Raw genomic sequence first — 16,387 nt, 5'->3', positions numbered from 1 at the left:
GCGCGTGCCGGGAGCGATGCAGGTCCCCAGGTCTCGGGCGCTCGCCATCGGCGTGGCCGTTGCCACGCTCGGGGTGTCCGGGTGCACGGGAATGGGGTCCGACCGCGACAACGGTGCCGCCGAGGCGGGCCAGCTGTCGGTCCTGTCCCTGGGACCGGTGGCGACCTGGGACCCGCAGCGCATGTCGACCGCGCAGGACGTCGCCTTCGCGGGCAGGGTGTTCGCGCGCACTCTCACCGCGTTCCCCGCGGGTGCTGACGTGGCCCGCCAGCGCTCCGTCGAAGGTGACCTCGCCACCACTGCGGGCACGGTCGACCCCACACTGAAGATCTGGTCGTTCACGCTCCGCGGCGGTGTGTCCTGGCAGGACGGGTCGCCGGTCACGTGCGAGGACGTGCGCTACGGCGCCTCCCGTTCCTTCGCCGAGCCGTTCGCCTCCGAAGGCCTGAACTACCCGCTGGCCTACCTCGACATCCCCCGCAAGGCCGACGGGTCCTCCATCTACGCCGGTCCCGATGCCAAGGACGCCAAGGGTCAGGCGGCCTTCGACAAGGCCGTGTCGTGCGACGGCTCGACCGTCACCTTCCGGCTGAGCACGCCGATGGCCGACTTCAACCAGGTGGTCGCACTGCCCGTCTTCGCCCCCTACAAGGAGTCGCAGGACAAGGGCAAGGACGGCACGTATGCCGTGTTCTCCAACGGCCCGTACCAGCTCAAGGCGGCCTGGGACCCGAGTGCTGGGGGCACCTTCGTGCGAAACCCCAAGTGGGACAAGGGATCCGACCCCATCCGGCAGGCGAAGCCTGCATCGATCGCGTACGTCGAGGGCACGGAGTCACAGACCGCAGTGCAACGCGTGATCAACGACGATGAGGGCAACCGTCAGTCGGTGACCCTCGACTCGGCGCCCCCGGCAATGCAGCAGCACATCCTCTCCGACGCCGCCCTCTCGGTCCGGTCGGTCAACCCGTCGGCACAGTTCGTGGACTACCTGGCCCCCAACGTGGTCAAGGGTGTGATGCACAACCCCAAGGCGCGCCAGGCCTTTGCCCTCGCCACGAACCGCGAGGGGTACGTCACGGCCCTGGGCGGCGCGAGTGCCGCCAGCTCCGCCTTCACCCTGATCGGCCCGTCCCTGCCCGGACACAGCGATGCGGACCCGGTCGGGTCCGGCCCGTCGGGTGACGCCGCGAGGGCGCGCGCGGCGCTGCAGGAGTCGGGACTGACCCTGCCGGTGAAGGTCCGGGTGGCCTACCGGTCGACCCCGACGTCCGACAAGGCGCTGGCCGCCCTGGTCAACGGGTGGGAGGAGGCGGGATTCGCCGTCCAGCTCCAGCCGATCGCCAAGGAGTACTTCAGCGAGGTGTCGGCGCCGGGACGCACGGACCAGACTGACGTGTTCTGGGCCAACTGGGCACCTGCGTGGCCCTCCGCGTCCACGGTGATCCCGCCCCTGTTCGACAGCCGGATCAACGTGACCAAGAACGGCAACGGCCGCGACTTCGGCGGCTTCTCCGACGAGGCGGTCAACAAGGAGATCACCCGGATCGGGGCCTTGCACGACCTCAGCAGCCAGGCGACGTCGTGGGGTGCCCTCGACGCCTCGTTGGCCGAGCGCGGCATCTTCATCGCCCTCGCGCAGCGCAAGGCGTTGTACGTCGCAGGCAGCTCCGTGACCGGTCTGAGTGCCAACGAGGCGCTGGGCGGGTTCGTCGACCTCGCCACCGTGGGTGTGAAATAGCGCCGTGACCGCCCCCGCCGAGCCGCTGCTGTTCGTCCACGCCCACCCCGACGACGAGACGCTGACGGCTGGCCTCACGATGGCCCACTACGTGCGGGCCGGCCACCCCGTGCACGTCCTCACCTGCACGTTGGGCGAGGAGGGTGAGGTCATCCCCCCCGCACTGCTCCACCTGGACGCGGCGCACGAGGACGCGCTCGGCCCCTACCGGCGCGAGGAGCTGCGGGCCGCCATGGAGTCGCTCGGAGCGACCCACGAGGTGCTGGGCGAGGACGCCGAGACCGGTGCCCTGTCGCGCTACCGCGACTCCGGCATGGCGGGCACGCCCAGCGCTGCCAACCCTGTCGCGTTCGTGAACGCCGACCTCGACGAGGCCGCCGACCTGGTGGCCGAGGTCGTGCGGCGGGTCCGTCCGGCCGTCGTCGTGACCTACGACGAGCAGGGCGGCTACGGCCACCCCGACCACATCCAGACCCACCGGGTCACCTGCGCGGCCCTCCGCGCCCTGCCCGAGGACGAACGACCGCCTGTGTATGCCGTGCTGACGCCGGCGTCGTGGGCCCGCCAGGACCGCGAGTGGCTGGCCGAGCACCCGCCCGTCGGTACCGGCTGGTCCCTGCCCGACCCCGACGGGGAGTACCCGCCGTCGGTCGTCGTCGACGACCTCGTGACCCATGAGGTGGTCGACCCCGCCCTGGTGCCCGTGCAGGCCGACGCCCTGCGCCAGCACGCCACGCAGGTCACCCTGGCGGACACCGGCGACACCTACGCCTTGTCGAACGACATCGCCGCGCGGATCCCCGGCCGAGAGGGGTTCGCCCTGCTCGATCCGGCAACCGGACGGCTCGCGACGCGCGGGGCGACGGACGAGGTGCCACCCGGCAACGAGGCGACCACGCGGCATACCGGGTTGCTGGGTGGGCCCCGATGAGCCCACTGGACGCTGCGGGCCCGGGTGACTCCACTTCGCCCCCGGAGGCGGGTCCTGTCGATCCCGACCAGTTCCGGCTGGCCATGGGGCGGTTCGCCACGGGGGTCGCCGTCCTCACGACCTTCAGCGGGGGACACGACCACGCCATGACCGCGAACGCCATCACGTCGGTGTCGATGGACCCCATGCTCGTGCTCGTGTGCGTCGAGGTGGACGCGCGCTTCCACGACGCGATCATCGACTCGGGGGTGTGGGGGATCAGCGTGCTGGCGGCGGCGCAGCGACCCGTCGCCGACTGGTTGTCCACGCAGGGGCGACCCCTGCACGGCCAGCTCGACCGGATCGCGCACGGTCGCGGTCCGGTCACCGGTGTCGCGCTGCTGGACGACGCCCTCGCCACGATCGAGCTGCGGACCACGGCCGTGCACCCCGCGGGAGACCACAGCATCGTCCTGGGCGAAGTAGTCTCCCTGTCGAGCAACGAGCACCCCGCAGATGCGCTGGTGTACTACCGCAGCCGCTACCAGGCGCTGAAGTGATGGGAGTCCAGCCGTGAAGGACAGCGGTTCATCGGCGCTGCGTCTCGGGGTCGCCGTGGCGGTCCTGCTGGCCGGTTACCTGGGCATGGCGTGGTTCCTCGGACGACACATCCCGGCCAACTCGACGGTCGCGGGCGTGCCCGTGGGGGGCATGTCGCCGCACTCGGCCGAGAGCACCCTGCGCCGGGCGCTGGCGGCCAGGGAGGGTGCCAAGCTGACCCTCAAGGCCGGCGACAAGACCTTCGAGATCGACCCCAGGTCCGCCGGGCTGGCCATCGACTACGCAGGCACCGTCGACGGGCTTTCCGGCTTCAGCGCCCAGCCGGCGGACCTGTGGGACAAGCTCACCGGCGGTTCCGACGAGAAGCTCGAGACCACCGTGGACCGAGCCCGGCTCGAGGCTGCCGTGAAGGCGGCCGAACAGACGCTGGACACTCCGGTGGTGCAGGGCGCGATCACCTTCCCCGCGGGGAAGGTCGCCGTCGTCCGGCCCGTGACGGGCGCCACGCTCTCGGTGGAGGAGACGGCCGACGAGGTCGCCGCCCGATGGCCGACCAGGTCGGCCATCGCGCCGCGCCTGCACCAGGTGGCCCCCACCGTGTCCGCCGAGGAGGTCGACAGGGCAGTGGCCGAGTTCGCGACACCGGCCATGTCGGGTCCGGTGACGGTCAAGGTCGGAGCCAAGTCGTTCGCCGTCACGCCGGCCGCCTACGCGCCCAGCATCTCGATGCAGGCCGACCCCACGGGCAAGCTCGCTCCCGTGGTCGACAACGCGAAACTCGTTGCGGCAGTGCGCAAGGCTGCCTCAGCGGCTGGCCTCGAGGCGAAACCCCGGGACGCCAAGATCACCTTCAAGGGCAGCAAGATCGTCGTGGTCCCTGCCGCAGCGGGAGCAACCCTCGAGGAGAAGTCCGTGGTCGCGGCCTTCGTCCCCGCCATGACCGACCCGGCCCGGACCGCCACAGTCGTCACGACGGTCGTCCAGCCAAAGCTCACGACTGCGGAGGCCGAGAAGATCAAGCCGCGTGAGGTGGTCTCGACCTTCACGACGAACTTCCCCTACAACCCGCCGCGCACCAACAACATCACCATCGCGGCGCGCACCCTGAACGGCACCTACGTCGGTCCCGGCGAGCAGTTCAGCCTCAACGCCACCCTGGGCCAACGCACAGCGGCCAAGGGGTACATGTCGGCACCTGTCATCGAGGACGGCCGGCTCAAGAAGGACTACGGCGGCGGCGTCTCGCAGGTGTCCACGACGACCTTCAACGCAGCCTTCTTCTCGGGCGTGCGGATCGACCAGTACCTGCCGCACAGCTTCTACATCTCGCGCTACCCCGAGGGTCGTGAGGCGACGGTCTCCTGGCCGGACGTCGACCAGAAGTGGACCAACGACACGGGCTACGGGATCCTCATCCAGGCAACCGTGTCCCCGAGCTCGATCACGGTGACCTTCCACGGCACGAAGGTCTGGGACATCGAGTCGGTCAAGGGCCCGCGCCGCAACGTCGTGCAGCCCAAGACGATCGTGGACGACAGGCCGGGCTGTGTCACGCAGTCGCCCAGCACCGGTTTCGACGTGACGGTCACCCGGGTGTTCAAGAAGGGTGGCAAGACGGTGCGGACGTCGAACTTCTCGACGCACTACATCCCCGAGGACAAGGTCACCTGCACGCATCCCAGCGCCAGCTGAGAGCCCTCTCAGGTCACGAGGTGGGCATAGGGGTCGGGACGCTCGGACTCGCTGCGGAGTACGCAGAACTCGTTGCCCTCGGGGTCGGCGAGCGTGACCCAGCCGGTGCCCGGCCCGTGGTGGTCGCGCAGGTCGTGGACCAGGGTCGCGCCGACGGCGACTAACCGGTCGACCTCCTCGTTCATCGTCCGGTCGGTCGGCCAGAGGTCGAAGTGGATCCGGTTCTTGACCGTCTTGCCCTCGGGCACCTCGATGAACAGCACCCGCTGACGACCGTCCGGCGAGAAGATCATGCACTCCTCGTGACCGGGCAGGTTGGGGTCACGCGGATCCTGCGAGTACCCGAGGACCTCGCCCCACCAGAGCGACTGGTCGTGGGCGTTGCGGGAGTCGACGGTCGTGTGCGAGATGCGGGAGGTCATGGTCGACAGCCTGTCGGCGGGGACGGCATTCGCGCCAGCGGGTTTCGGCTGCGGTCAACCCTGGGTGAGGTAGACGTAGGACGAGTGCACGTCGAAGCCGAGCCGTCGGTAGAGGCGGAGGGCCGTCGCGTTGTCGTGCTCCACCTGGAGGTGGATGAGGGCGATGTCCTCCTCCCGGAGCCGCACGGCCAGGCCGGCGGTGAGGTGCGCGGCCAGGCCTCGTCCTCGGTATGCCGGGTCCGTCCAGACCGCGCCCAGGCCTGCCCAGCCGGCGCCGATCCCGATACGTGCCAATGCAATCGGGGTCGTCCCCGCTGCATCCGCAGCTCGCAGGCCCAGCTGCTGCGACAGGCCACCGCCCGGCGCGATGCTGCCGAAGAGGACCCGGGGGCTGTCACGCAGTACCGCCTCCGTGGCGCCGGGCACCGTGGCGCGGGTGCGCCGGTAGACCTCGAGCCACGTGGGGCTGAGCTCAAGGGTGACGGTCACGCTCGGCCCGCCGGGGTCCGCGGCGACGATGGTCTCTCTCGCCGCCGTGAGGTTCAGCGTGCGGCTCCCGACCGCATACCCGTGCTCCAGCAGCAGCGCGCCCAACGGGTCCCCGGCGGGGTCGAAACCCTGCGGCCCGGCGAGGGCGAACTTCGCTGGGAGTCCGCGCGCGGCATACCAGGCCTCGACCTCGGCGACGGCGTCGACGAGGGGCTTGCCGGGGCTGCCGACGGGCACCACCGAGTTGCCGCGCTGGGTGTAGCCGGCGGAGGCGCGCAGCGCCCAGTCCCCGAGCGTGTCCCGCTCGACGGCGCCCCAGGAAGGCGTCATCACGCGCTGGAGGTCCTCGATCGACAGGGCGAGGTGGGCGGCGCCGCGGCGAGAGGGCTTCGGTGGGACCTCCTTGGCCGCCGTGATCCGGTGCAGGGCAATGGTCACCGGGCCGCGCGACGTCTCGACCGACACGGTCTCGGTGTCGCGGTGCAGCAGGGTCCCGACGGCGTCGGTGAGCGTGGCCCCCGTGGCCGGGTCAGGGGTCTCCAGCCGCCACCTGACCACGACTCGGGACCCGAGGGGGAGGTTGCTGACGTCGGTCGACATGGGCCGCATAGTATGTGCGACATGACGTACGTGATCGCCCAGCCTTGTGTGGACCTCAAGGACAAGGCCTGCATCGAGGAATGTCCGGTCGACTGCATCTACGAAGGTGAGCGGTCGCTCTACATCCACCCGGACGAGTGTGTCGACTGCGGTGCGTGTGAGCCGGTCTGCCCGGTCGAGGCGATCTACTACGAGGACGACACCCCCGAGCAGTGGGCCGACTACTACAAGGCCAACGTCGAGTTCTTCGACGACCTCGGCAGCCCCGGCGGTGCGGCCAAGCTCGGCCTGATCCCCAAGGACCACCCGCTGATCGCCGACCTGCCGCCGCAGTCCCACGACGAGTGATCGACGGGTGATCGGCGGCGAGGGCCTGCGCGCTCTGCCTGACTTTCCCTGGGACTCGCTCGCTCCGTACAAGGAGCGGGCGAGTCTCGCTTTTGGTGTGCCTGGCGCTGCTGGGGAGCCCGGTGGCGGTCTGGTCGACCTGTCCGTGGGCACGCCCGTGGATCCGACGCCCGCCGTCGTGCAGGACGCCCTGCGGCGCGCCGCGGACGCGCCGGGCTACCCCCAGACCTACGGCACGCCCGCCCTGCGGGAGGCGGTGGCGTCGTGGTTCGCCCGACGTCGCGGCGTGCCCGGCGTCGACCCGGACGGCGTCCTGCCGACCATCGGGTCCAAGGAGCTCGTGGCGTGGCTCCCGACGCTGCTCGGTCTGGGTGCGGGCGACATCGTGGGCTTCCCCGGCGTGGCCTACCCCACCTACGACGTCGGAGCCCGGCTGGCCGGGGCGCGACCCCAGGTGGTCGACGGACTGGCGGCGCTGGGTCCGCTGACCCCTGCCACGACACCGAATCTGTTGTGGCTCAACAGCCCCAGCAACCCGACGGGTCGCGTCCTCGGTCTGGAGCACCTCGCCAAGGTCGTGGCCTGGGCCCGCCAGCACGGCGTGGTCGTGGCCAGCGACGAGTGCTACGCCGAGCTCGACTGGCGGCCCGACTCCGAGCGTGACCCTCGCGTGCCGACGACTCCGAGCATCCTCGACCCGCGGGTCTGCGGCGACAGCCACGAGGGTCTGCTGGCGGTCTACTCGTTGAGCAAGCAGTCCAACCTCGCGGGCTACCGAGCGGCCTTCGTGGCCGGCGACGTGACGCTCGTGCGCCGCCTGCTCGAGGTCCGCAAGCACGCCGGGATGATCGTGCCCTGGCCCGTGCAGCAGGCCCTCACGGTCGCCCTCGGCGACGACGCCCATGTCGCCGAGCAGAAGGCCCGGTATGCCGCGCGGCGCACCACCCTGCGTGCGGCCGTCGAGGCCTTCGGGCTGCGGGTGGACCACTCCGACGCAGGCCTCTACCTGTGGGCGACCCGGGGCGAGGACGCCTGGGCGACCATCGACGCATTGGCCGCCCGCGGCATACTCGCGGCTCCTGGCAGCTTCTATGGCGCCGCTGGTCGCGAGCACGTGCGCATCGCCCTCACCGCCACCGACGAACGCATCGCCACGGCCGCCGAGCGTCTCGCCAGGTAGCCGGGCCGATTCCCGGCGGCCCCCGGTGTTGGGGTAGCGTCGCACTGCGCGAGAAGCGCCCGGCACGCACACCAGATCCGGGCGCCCGCACGACGTGGAGGATGGATTTCGGATGACTGACGCAACCGCTGGCGCCACCCTGACTGCCGGGGGCAAGACCCTCGAGCTCCCGCTGGTCAAGGCAGCCGAGGGCAACGACGGGTACGACGTCTCCAAGCTGATGAAGGTGACCGGCAACGTCACCCTCGACTCCGGCTTCGTCAACACCGCGTCGTGCAGCAGCGCCATCACCTACATCGACGGTGACGAGGGCATCCTGCGCTACCGCGGCTACCCGATCGAGCAGCTCGCCGAGAAGTCGAGCTTCCTCGAGGTGTCGTACCTCCTGATCTACGGCGAGCTGCCGAGCCAGACCGAGCTCGACGACTTCGACCAGAAGGTCCGGCGCCACACGCTGCTGCACGAGGACCTCAAGGCGTTCTTCGGCGGCTTCCCGCGCGACGCCCACCCGATGCCGGTGCTCTCGTCCGCCGTGTCCGCGCTGTCGACCTTCTACCAGGACAGCCTCGACCCGTTCGACAAGGAGCAGGTCGAGATCTCCACGGTCCGCCTGCTGGCCAAGCTGCCCACGATCGCTGCCTACGCCTACAAGAAGTCGGTCGGCCAGCCGTTCCTCTACCCCGACAACTCGCTGTCGCTCCCCGAGAACTTCCTGCGCATGACGTTCGGGTTCCCGGCCGAGCCGTACGACCTGGACGAGGACATGGTCAAGGCCCTCGACCTGCTCCTGATCCTGCACGCCGACCACGAGCAGAACTGCTCCACCTCGACCGTGCGCCTCGTCGGTTCCTCCAACGCCAACCTCTTCGCCTCGGTCTCGGCGGGCATCAACGCGCTGTTCGGCCCGCTGCACGGTGGCGCCAACCAGGCGGTCCTGGAGATGCTCAACACGATCCACCAGGACGGGGGCGACGTCGACACCTTCGTGAAGAAGGTCAAGAACAAGGAGGACGGGGTCAAGCTGATGGGCTTCGGCCACCGGGTCTACAAGAACTACGACCCCCGCGCGGCCATCATCAAGAAGACCGCCGACACGATCCTGACCAAGGACGGCGTCTCCGACCCCCTGCTCGACATCGCCCTGCAGCTCGAGCAGCGGGCGCTGGAGGACGACTACTTCGTGGAGCGCAAGCTCTACCCGAACGTCGACTTCTACACCGGCCTGATCTACAAGTCGATGGGCTTCCCCGAGCGCATGTTCACCGTGCTGTTCGCCCTCGGCCGGCTCCCCGGCTGGATCGCCCAGTGGCGCGAGATGATCGAGGACCCGCAGACCAAGATCGGCCGTCCGCGCCAGATCTACACCGGTGCGACCGAGCGCGACTACGTCGCCATGGACGGCCGCTGACCCTCCCCGCTTCAGGCTTCACCCAGTGAGCGCCAACCAACTCTCCGGCTCGTCCTGAGAGTTGGTTGGCGCTCACTCACAGGACGAGTCCCCGCAGCATCGCGACAAGGGCCTGCAGGCGGCTCGCGTCGAACAGGTCGAGGCTGGTGATGCGGATGACGCGCAGCCCCCTTTCCTCGAGCAGGCGCACCCGGGCGATGTCGTTCTGCCACTGCCGTCGGTCCGTCCGGTGCTGGTCGCCCTCGTACTCGACCACGACGCCCGCCTCACGCCACAGGAAGTCGACCCGCGCGAGGAAGTGACCATCGGGTCCGTGCACGGTGGCGTTCAGCTCAGGCTCGGGGAGCCCGGCCGCGAGGAACGCCAGTCGCGCGCGAGTCTCCATCGGTGACCCGCTCCCGGACCGCAGCAGCTCCGCCGCGGCCCGGAGCTTTCGAGCCCCGCGGCGAGGCCCGCCTCCGCGCCCCATGGCCACCATCCGCTCCAGCAGAGCCGGGTCGCGAGTGGCAAACGCGTCACCTGCGATGACGAGATCCTCGACAGAGAGTTCCGGCAGGCTCGCCAGATCGGCCCACGTCCAGGCCGCAGTCGTCGTCGGGTGCCCGCGCAGCACTTCAGTCTCGCGGTGCTCGAGTCCCCGGTGTCCGACCAGACCGGGCCTCCTGACCTGGGCCGACTCGGTGGGGCGCAGGACGTGCAGCGGCTCGCCGCTGGTCCACTCAGACGGAAGGGGAAGCCGGAAGAGCCGAGCGGCGGTGAGGTGCGACCACGCCCACGGCGGGGGTAGGGCCAGCGCCAAGTCGGTGGCCAGGTCGTCGAGGGTGGTGGCCGCGCGGTGGGAGCGGACGCCCTTGGCCGGTCGGTGGAGGTCTCCCGAGCGGAGCCGGTGCTCGGGGACGTCTGCGTCGACCGCTTCTGCCACCGTGAACGCCCGGCGCGCGAGCGAGGGCGGCAGCGGACGACGTGGGAGCGGCATCGTCGGAGCATGGCGTCACCCGGACACCTGTGGGTGCCGGGCGGGCGTCGCGGGCTGGAGGGACGGGTCAGGCGGCGAAGGTGACGATCACGGTGCTGGCCGTGCCACCGGTCTTGGCGTCGTGCCACTTCCAGCCGGAGGAGTCGCGCGTCCGCGTCCACTCGCGCGACCCGACGCGCACCGCCGTGGCGCCGTGCAGCGAGGCCGTCGCCACGGCATACGCCCCGGCGCTCCAGGCGGCACGCTCGGAGCCGGCGGTCACGGTCAGGGTCCGGCCGCTGACGGCGGAGGTCACGCCGAGCTCGGTCTTCAGGGCAGCCTTGAGCGCTGCCGGGTCGCCGGTGGTCGCGTCGTTGAGCCGGCAGCCGAGGCCTTCGGGGGAGTGGCCGCTCAGCGTGGAGGCGAGCAGCCGCCCCTCCTGCTCGTGGTCGGCATAGGCCTCGGGGTAGGCGCTCTTCTGCACCTTCTGGGCGATCTCGGTGATCCGCATCGCCTCATAACCGTCGATCTTGACGAGGGCGTCGTAGAACTTGTTGGTCGCGTAGACGGGGTCGAGGATCTGGTCGACGGTGCCCCAGCCCTGGCTCGGCCGCTGCTGGAACAGCCCCACGGAGTCGCGGTCGCCATACTTGAGGTTGCGCAGCTTGGACTCCTGGATCGCCGTCGCGATCGCGATGGTGGCGGCTCGCGCGGGCAGGCCGCGCTTCTCGGCGACCGCCTCGATCGTGGCCGCGTATGCCGTCTGGCTGGGGTCGAAGTCGACGCTGGTACCCGAGGCGGTCGCCTGGCAGCGGGGGCCCCCGAAGTTGCTCACCACACCGCGAGCGCCGACGATGCCGGCGCCGACGACTGCACCCGCCAGGATCAGCACGACCACCCGGGTGGCGAACCGGCGCTTGCGCGAAGGTGGTCGTTGCTCCGAGAGCACGACACCGCCGCGCCTAGTCGTTGGCATGCAGGGCCGAGTTCAGGACGATGCCGTGACCGTCGCGGGCACGGGCCTCGACGGTGCCGGTCACGGAGTTGCGGATGAACAGCAGGTTGGACTGGCCGGACAGCTCGCGGGCCTTTACCACCCGGCCGTCGGTCAAGGTCACCTTGGTGCCGGCGGTGAGGTAGAGCCCAGCCTCGATGACGCAGTCGTCGCCGAGGGCGATGCCCAGGCCCGACTCGGCGCCGAGCAGGCAGCGCTCGCCGATGCTCACGCGCTCGGTGCCGCCCCCGGACAGGGTGCCCATCGTGGAGGCGCCACCGCCGATGTCGGAGCCGTCGCCGACGACGACGCCCTGGCTGATCCGACCCTCGACCATGGAGTGGCCGAGGGTGCCGGCGTTGAAGTTGACGAAACCCTCGTGCATGACGGTCGTGCCCGGGGCAAGGTGCGCGCCGAGGCGTACGCGGTCGGCGTCCCCGATCCGGACACCGGCGGGCACGACGTAGTCGGTCATCCTCGGGAACTTGTCGACGCCCAGGACCTGCACCGGGCCGCGCGCCCGCATTCCTGCACGGGTCAGCTCGAAACCCTCCACCGAGCAGGGTCCCTGAGTCGTCCAGACGACGTTGACGAGGACGCCGAAGAGGCCGTCGAGGTTGATCGTGTTGGGCTGCACCAGAGTGTGGGAGAGCAGGTGCAGGCGCAGGTATGCGTCGGCTGGGTCGGCAGGCGCGGCGTCGAGCTCGATCTCGGTGGCGACGAGCTCACGGCGGACCTTGCGCACGTCGTCCTTGCCGACCAGCGCCTCGAGCTCGGCCGGGGCCTGGGTGTCAGCGGGGCGGGCGCCGAGGGCGGGCTGCGGGTACCACGTGTCGAGGATCGCCCCGTCGTCGTGGATGGTCGCCAGGCCGAAACCCCATGCGGTGCGCTCGCTGCTCATGGGGCCAGCCTACGAGACGAGGTGGTCTCGCCCAGACCCACGGGTGTTCCGAAGACGTGCCGTGCCAGGACCCGGCGGATCTTGCGAAGAAGCGGCGGTGGATAGGGTTCTGGCATGCCGAACTCACCGGGAGACACCGCGACACTCGACCTCTCCGCGGACATCGTCACCCTCACGGCGGCGCTCTGCGACATCGAGTCGGTCTCACGGGACGAGGCTGCGATCTGTGACGCCATCGAGTCGGCGCTCGCCCCGCTCGAGCACCTCACGGTGACCCGGATCGGCAACACCCTGGTGGCCCGGACCGACCTCGGTCGCGACGAGCGGGTCGTCCTGGCCGGCCACATCGACACGGTGCCGTTGACCCGGGACCCCGCCAACCTGCCGACCCACCGGCAGGGAGACGACCTGTGGGGCCGCGGCACGGTCGACATGAAGGGCGGCGTCGCCGTCCAGCTCAAGGCGGCCCTCGTGGCCGAGCCGAGTCGCGACCTCACGTTCGTGTTCTACGAGGGGGAGGAGATCGACAGCGAGTTCAACGGCCTGCTCCACATCGACCGGCAGCGTCCGGACCTCATCGCCGACGCCGACTTCGCAGTGCTCCTCGAGCCGACCGGCGCGATCGTCGAGGGCGGGTGCAAGGGCACGCTGCGCGCCGAGGTCGTCACCAAGGGCATCGCCGCCCACTCCGCCCGGCCCTGGAACGGGCACAACGCCATCCACGACGCTGGAGAGGTCCTGACCCGGCTCGCGACCTACCAGCCCGAGACCGTCGTGGTCGACGGGCTGGAGTACCGCGAAGCCATGAACGCCGTGGGCATCGCCGGTGGCATCGCCGGCAACGTCATCCCCGACAGCTGTGTCGTCACCGTCAACTACCGCTACGCCCCCGACAAGTCGCCCGAGGACGCGCTCGCGGTGGTCCACCAGCTGTTCAGCGGCTACGTCGTCGAGGTGAAGGACAACGCCCCGGGCGCCCGCCCCGGCCTGCACCTGCCGGCCGCCAAGGCGTTCGTCGAGGCGCTGGGTGTCGACGTCGTGGCCAAGCAGGGCTGGACCGACGTCGCGCGGTTCTCCGCCATGGGCGTGCCGGCCGTGAACTTCGGCCCGGGCGACCCGAACCTGGCCCACCACGACGAGGAGCGCTGCCCCGTCAGCCAGCTCGAGTCCGCCGAGGCCGCTCTGCTCCGCTGGCTCGCCTGAGCTGGTGCTCGCCCGACTCGCCCGACTCGCCTGACCGCCTCTCGTCATCCCTCGAGCGACTCCCCGAAGCCCAGCGGTGCCCGCGTGACGAGGTAGGTCGCCCAGTTCATCTTGAGCACGGTGCCGTCGGCGGCGCGGGTGACCCGCAGCTGCTCGCCGCGCTCGCGTCCCGACACGGTGCGGAAGGTGCTGTCGTCGAGCCGCTCGAAGACCGACGGCGCGCGGGCGGCCGGTGCCGAGTCGGCACGTGCCTCGAGCCGCCCTTCGCGCACCGTGAAGGTGTATCCCGAGCCCTCGGAGAACCACCGGCCCAGCAGGGGCGCGAGCTCCTCCGGCACCGATGTCCCCGGACGCCACGGCTCCTCCTCGGCAGGGTCGTTGTCGAGGACGTGGTCGCCGAGGGCGATCGCGAAGGCCGCCGGGTCGGGCGACGAGGAGCTGTTCATCAGGACGATGCCTCCCGTGCCGCTCTCGCGGTGGGTGAACACGCCGGACACCTGGCCCGGCATCCCGCCCGTGTGGCCCACCCACGTCCGTCCTGTGGCAGAGCGCATCAGGAAGAAGCCCAGACCCATCGCGCCGCCCCAGCCCTCGGGGTCCACCAGCAGCTGCGGCTGGCACATCTCCTCGAGCGTGTCGGGCGACAGGATGGCCGCATCCGGGTCGGCGACGAAGCCGGACCACCTGGCGAGGTCGGTGATCGTGCTGGCCAGTGCGCCGCACGGTCCCATCGCCCGCAGGTCGAGCACCGGCTCGACCCGAGGCACGTCGTGGAACGGCTGCACGTGGTAGCCCGTCGCCCGCGGCGCGCCATCGAAGCCGACGCTGGTGCGGGTCATCTCCAGGGGCTCGAGGATGCGGGCCTGCAGCGACTCCTCCCACGGGCGGCCCTCCAGCCGCTCCACGAGCTGGCCCAGCACGGCATACACGATGTTGGAGTAGTGCCAGTGGTCGTGGGGGCGGCCGACCCGCTCGATCGCGTTGAAGTCGCTCATCAGGGTGGCGGCGTCGGGCTGCTCGAGCGTCTCCCAGATGTCGCCGAGCGGCTCGCGGGCCAGACCTGTGGCGTGGGAGAGCGCCTGCCTCACCGTGGCCCGCTGGGTCACCCCGGGCAGGTGCTGGTCGAGGGTGTCGTCGAGGTCGAGCCGCCCCTCGTCGCGCAGGGCCATCACCAACACCGCCGTGAAGCTCTTGGTGTTCGAGGCGATGAGGAACTGGTCGTCCGACCCGGGCGCGCGCGGGGAGGCGACGTCGGCCGTGCCGATGCCGTCGGTCCACACCGGCTCCCCGCGACGGACGACAGCGGCCGCGAGGCCCGGCACGCGACCGGTGCGCTGGCGCTCCAGGGCCAGGTCGCGTAGCCGTCGGATGGTGGTGTCCTGCAACGTGGTGTCCACGCACTGCACCATATCCGCGGGATCGGTCAGGAGGCTGGCGCTACCTCGCGCACCATCACGCAGTTGCCCAGTCCCTTCGGGCGGTCGTAGGTGAAGCCCTCGCGCTCGTACATCGTGCGAGTGCCGTTGTAGAGGAAGGACGAGTTCTTCTTCCGGACCCCGCCGGTGTCGTGCGGGTAGCCCTCGACCACGCCGCCGCCGGCCTGCGCGATCAGCTCGACGGCTCCGCGCAGGGCGACCGACGCCAGGCCTTGACCTCGATGGGCGCGCTCGACCTGGATGCAGGTCACCCGGTAGTCGGGAAGCCGCTCGGCCGTGGCGAGGTACTGCTTGCGGTGGTGGATGCCCGGGAGCTCCTCGGGTGTTCCGTACTCCGCCCAGGCGATGGCGAGACCGCCGTCGTAGACCAGCGCCGCGTGCGCGATGCCCTCGTCGACGCGGCGCTTCTTGAACGCCCGGTTGTCCTCGGCGGTGCTGTCCGGCTCCCTGTCCTCCGGGTGGAACCACGTGCACCAGCAGTTGGCGAACATGCCCTTGTTCCGCTCGACGAGGGCGGCGAAGTCGTCGAACGTCTCCGGCGTGAGTGCCCTGATCGTGTAGTCGGACATGCTCGCCAACGTACTCGGGAAGCCGGACACTGGGCGTCCGGTTGGCTCGCCCCTCGCCCGGTTGCCGTCTCGCTCGCCTAGGGTGGCGCGCGTGAGCGACGAGACGCAGACGGACGAGACGCAGACGGACGAGACACAGGCCGAGGACACCCGAACCGCTGGCGCGACGGAGCACGACCACGACTACACCGGGTTCGACTACCACACCGGCCCGGTGACGTTGCGGGGTTCGCGGGTGCCCGGCACGACCACCGACCAGCGCCTGCTCGACAGCCGCGGCCCGAGCGACTGGCTGCACACCGACCCGTGGCGGGTGATGCGGATCCAGAGCGAGTTCGTGGAGGGCTTCGGCGCGCTGGCCGAGCTCGGCCCCGCCGTCAGTGTCTTCGGGTCGGCCCGCACCAAGGCCGGCACCCCCTTCTACGAGCTCGCCACCCAGGTGGGGCGCAGGTTGGTGGAGGAGGGGTATGCCGTGATCACCGGCGGCGGACCCGGCGCCATGGAGGCGGCCAACAAGGGTGCCCGCGACGCCGGTGGTGCCTCGGTGGGCCTGGGCATCGAGCTGCCGTTCGAGCAGGGCCTGAACGAGTACGTCAACCTCGGCGTCAACTTCCGCTACTTCTTCGCCCGCAAGACCATGTTCGTCAAGTACGCGCAGGGGTTCATCGTGCTGCCGGGTGGATTCGGCACGCTCGACGAGCTGTTCGAGGCGGTCACCCTGGTGCAGACCCAGAAGGTCACGTCGTTCCCGATCGTGCTGATGGGCACCGAGTACTGGGGCGGGCTGTTCGACTGGCTGCGCAGCACCGTCCTGCACGCGGGCACCGTCAGCGCCAAGGACATCGACCTGCTGCACCTGACCGACGACGTGGACGAAGCCGTCCGCATCGTCACCGAGGCGGAGGAGCCGGTCGCACCCAAGCGGCCCGAGTAGAGCGACGATGGCAGTCGCCCAGCAGATCCATGGTGCCCTGACAT

General features: G+C 70.5%; 16 protein-coding genes. 9 read left to right on the top strand and 7 right to left on the bottom strand.

The features are described 5' to 3' along the window. Nucleotides 1-4 precede the first annotated feature (4 nt). The 4 genes from AC1DYG_RS06595 to AC1DYG_RS06580 are packed head-to-tail and all read left to right on the top strand — an operon-like array spanning nt 5 to nt 4,904. Nucleotides 5-1,741: an ABC transporter substrate-binding protein gene (locus AC1DYG_RS06595; RefSeq protein WP_477639085.1), complete on the top strand. Its 1,737-nt coding sequence runs from the start codon at nt 5-7 to the stop codon at nt 1,739-1,741. Between the two features lie 4 nt (nt 1,742-1,745). After that, complete coding sequence (mshB, locus tag AC1DYG_RS06590) at nt 1,746-2,672, top strand: N-acetyl-1-D-myo-inositol-2-amino-2-deoxy-alpha-D-glucopyranoside deacetylase (protein ID WP_477639084.1); 927 nt, start codon at nt 1,746-1,748, stop codon at nt 2,670-2,672. Further along, a complete protein-coding gene (locus tag AC1DYG_RS06585; RefSeq protein ID WP_477639083.1) occupies nt 2,669-3,211 on the top strand; it encodes a flavin reductase family protein in 543 nt (180 codons plus the stop codon). The genes mshB and AC1DYG_RS06585 overlap by 4 nt, the downstream gene beginning before the upstream one ends. 13 nt (nt 3,212-3,224) lie before the next feature. Continuing rightward, on the top strand, nt 3,225-4,904 hold the full coding sequence (locus tag AC1DYG_RS06580; RefSeq protein ID WP_477639082.1) for a VanW family protein: 1,680 nt from the start codon (nt 3,225-3,227) through the stop codon (nt 4,902-4,904). An 8-nt stretch (nt 4,905-4,912) separates the two neighbouring features. On the opposite strand, the gene AC1DYG_RS06575 is transcribed toward AC1DYG_RS06580, so the two are convergent. Then, nucleotides 4,913-5,326 carry a VOC family protein gene (locus tag AC1DYG_RS06575; protein WP_477639081.1) on the bottom strand — a complete coding sequence of 138 codons (414 nt, stop codon included), beginning with the start codon at nt 5,324-5,326 and terminating at the stop codon, nt 4,913-4,915. Between the two features lie 54 nt (nt 5,327-5,380). Beyond that, nucleotides 5,381-6,415, bottom strand: a complete 1,035-nt coding sequence (locus tag AC1DYG_RS06570; protein WP_477639080.1) for a GNAT family N-acetyltransferase — start codon at nt 6,413-6,415, stop codon at nt 5,381-5,383. Nucleotides 6,416-6,436: 21 nt separating this feature from the next. Here AC1DYG_RS06570 and fdxA point away from each other — a divergent pair, with 21 nt between their 5' ends. From fdxA to AC1DYG_RS06555, 3 genes are all read left to right on the top strand, one after another. After that, a complete protein-coding gene (gene fdxA / locus AC1DYG_RS06565) occupies nt 6,437-6,763 on the top strand; it encodes a ferredoxin (RefSeq protein WP_066673553.1) in 327 nt (108 codons plus the stop codon). 25 nt (nt 6,764-6,788) lie between these two features. Next, entirely contained in the window at nt 6,789-7,943 is a 1,155-nt protein-coding gene (gene dapC / locus AC1DYG_RS06560; RefSeq protein WP_477639477.1) for a succinyldiaminopimelate transaminase, read from the top strand. A 112-nt stretch (nt 7,944-8,055) separates the two neighbouring features. Beyond that, entirely contained in the window at nt 8,056-9,351 is a 1,296-nt protein-coding gene (locus AC1DYG_RS06555) for a citrate synthase (protein ID WP_477639079.1), read from the top strand. 76 nt (nt 9,352-9,427) lie between these two features. Here the strand turns inward: AC1DYG_RS06555 and AC1DYG_RS06550 are convergent, their stop codons facing one another. The 3 genes from AC1DYG_RS06550 to dapD all read right to left on the bottom strand — a co-directional run bounded on the left by AC1DYG_RS06550 (nt 9,428) and on the right by dapD (nt 12,201). Beyond that, on the bottom strand, nt 9,428-10,327 hold the full coding sequence (locus tag AC1DYG_RS06550) for a DUF559 domain-containing protein (protein WP_477639078.1): 900 nt from the start codon (nt 10,325-10,327) through the stop codon (nt 9,428-9,430). 67 nt (nt 10,328-10,394) lie between these two features. Beyond that, a complete protein-coding gene (locus tag AC1DYG_RS06545; RefSeq protein WP_477639077.1) occupies nt 10,395-11,282 on the bottom strand; it encodes a hypothetical protein in 888 nt (295 codons plus the stop codon). Next, entirely contained in the window at nt 11,269-12,201 is a 933-nt protein-coding gene (dapD, locus tag AC1DYG_RS06540; protein WP_477639076.1) for a 2,3,4,5-tetrahydropyridine-2,6-dicarboxylate N-succinyltransferase, read from the bottom strand. Before dapD ends, AC1DYG_RS06545 begins: the two co-directional genes overlap by 14 nt. Nucleotides 12,202-12,315: 114 nt before the next feature. On the opposite strand from dapD, the gene dapE reads away from it, so the two are divergent. Then, a complete protein-coding gene (gene dapE / locus AC1DYG_RS06535) occupies nt 12,316-13,404 on the top strand; it encodes a succinyl-diaminopimelate desuccinylase (protein WP_477639075.1) in 1,089 nt (362 codons plus the stop codon). A gap of 44 nt (nt 13,405-13,448) precedes the next feature. Here the strand turns inward: dapE and AC1DYG_RS06530 are convergent, their stop codons facing one another. Both AC1DYG_RS06530 and AC1DYG_RS06525 read right to left on the bottom strand, forming a co-directional pair. After that, nucleotides 13,449-14,801: a serine hydrolase domain-containing protein gene (locus tag AC1DYG_RS06530; RefSeq protein ID WP_477639074.1), complete on the bottom strand. Its 1,353-nt coding sequence runs from the start codon at nt 14,799-14,801 to the stop codon at nt 13,449-13,451. A gap of 26 nt (nt 14,802-14,827) precedes the next feature. Next, a complete protein-coding gene (locus AC1DYG_RS06525) occupies nt 14,828-15,409 on the bottom strand; it encodes a GNAT family N-acetyltransferase (protein ID WP_477639073.1) in 582 nt (193 codons plus the stop codon). A 91-nt stretch (nt 15,410-15,500) separates the two neighbouring features. On the opposite strand from AC1DYG_RS06525, the gene AC1DYG_RS06520 reads away from it, so the two are divergent. Beyond that, on the top strand, nt 15,501-16,343 hold the full coding sequence (locus AC1DYG_RS06520) for an LOG family protein (protein WP_477639072.1): 843 nt from the start codon (nt 15,501-15,503) through the stop codon (nt 16,341-16,343). Nucleotides 16,344-16,387 lie beyond the last annotated feature (44 nt).

The organism is Pedococcus sp. P1_H8 (assembly GCF_056405175.1).
The sequence above is the reverse complement of the archived record's forward strand: the minus strand, read 5'-3'. Positions and strand labels throughout refer to the sequence as shown.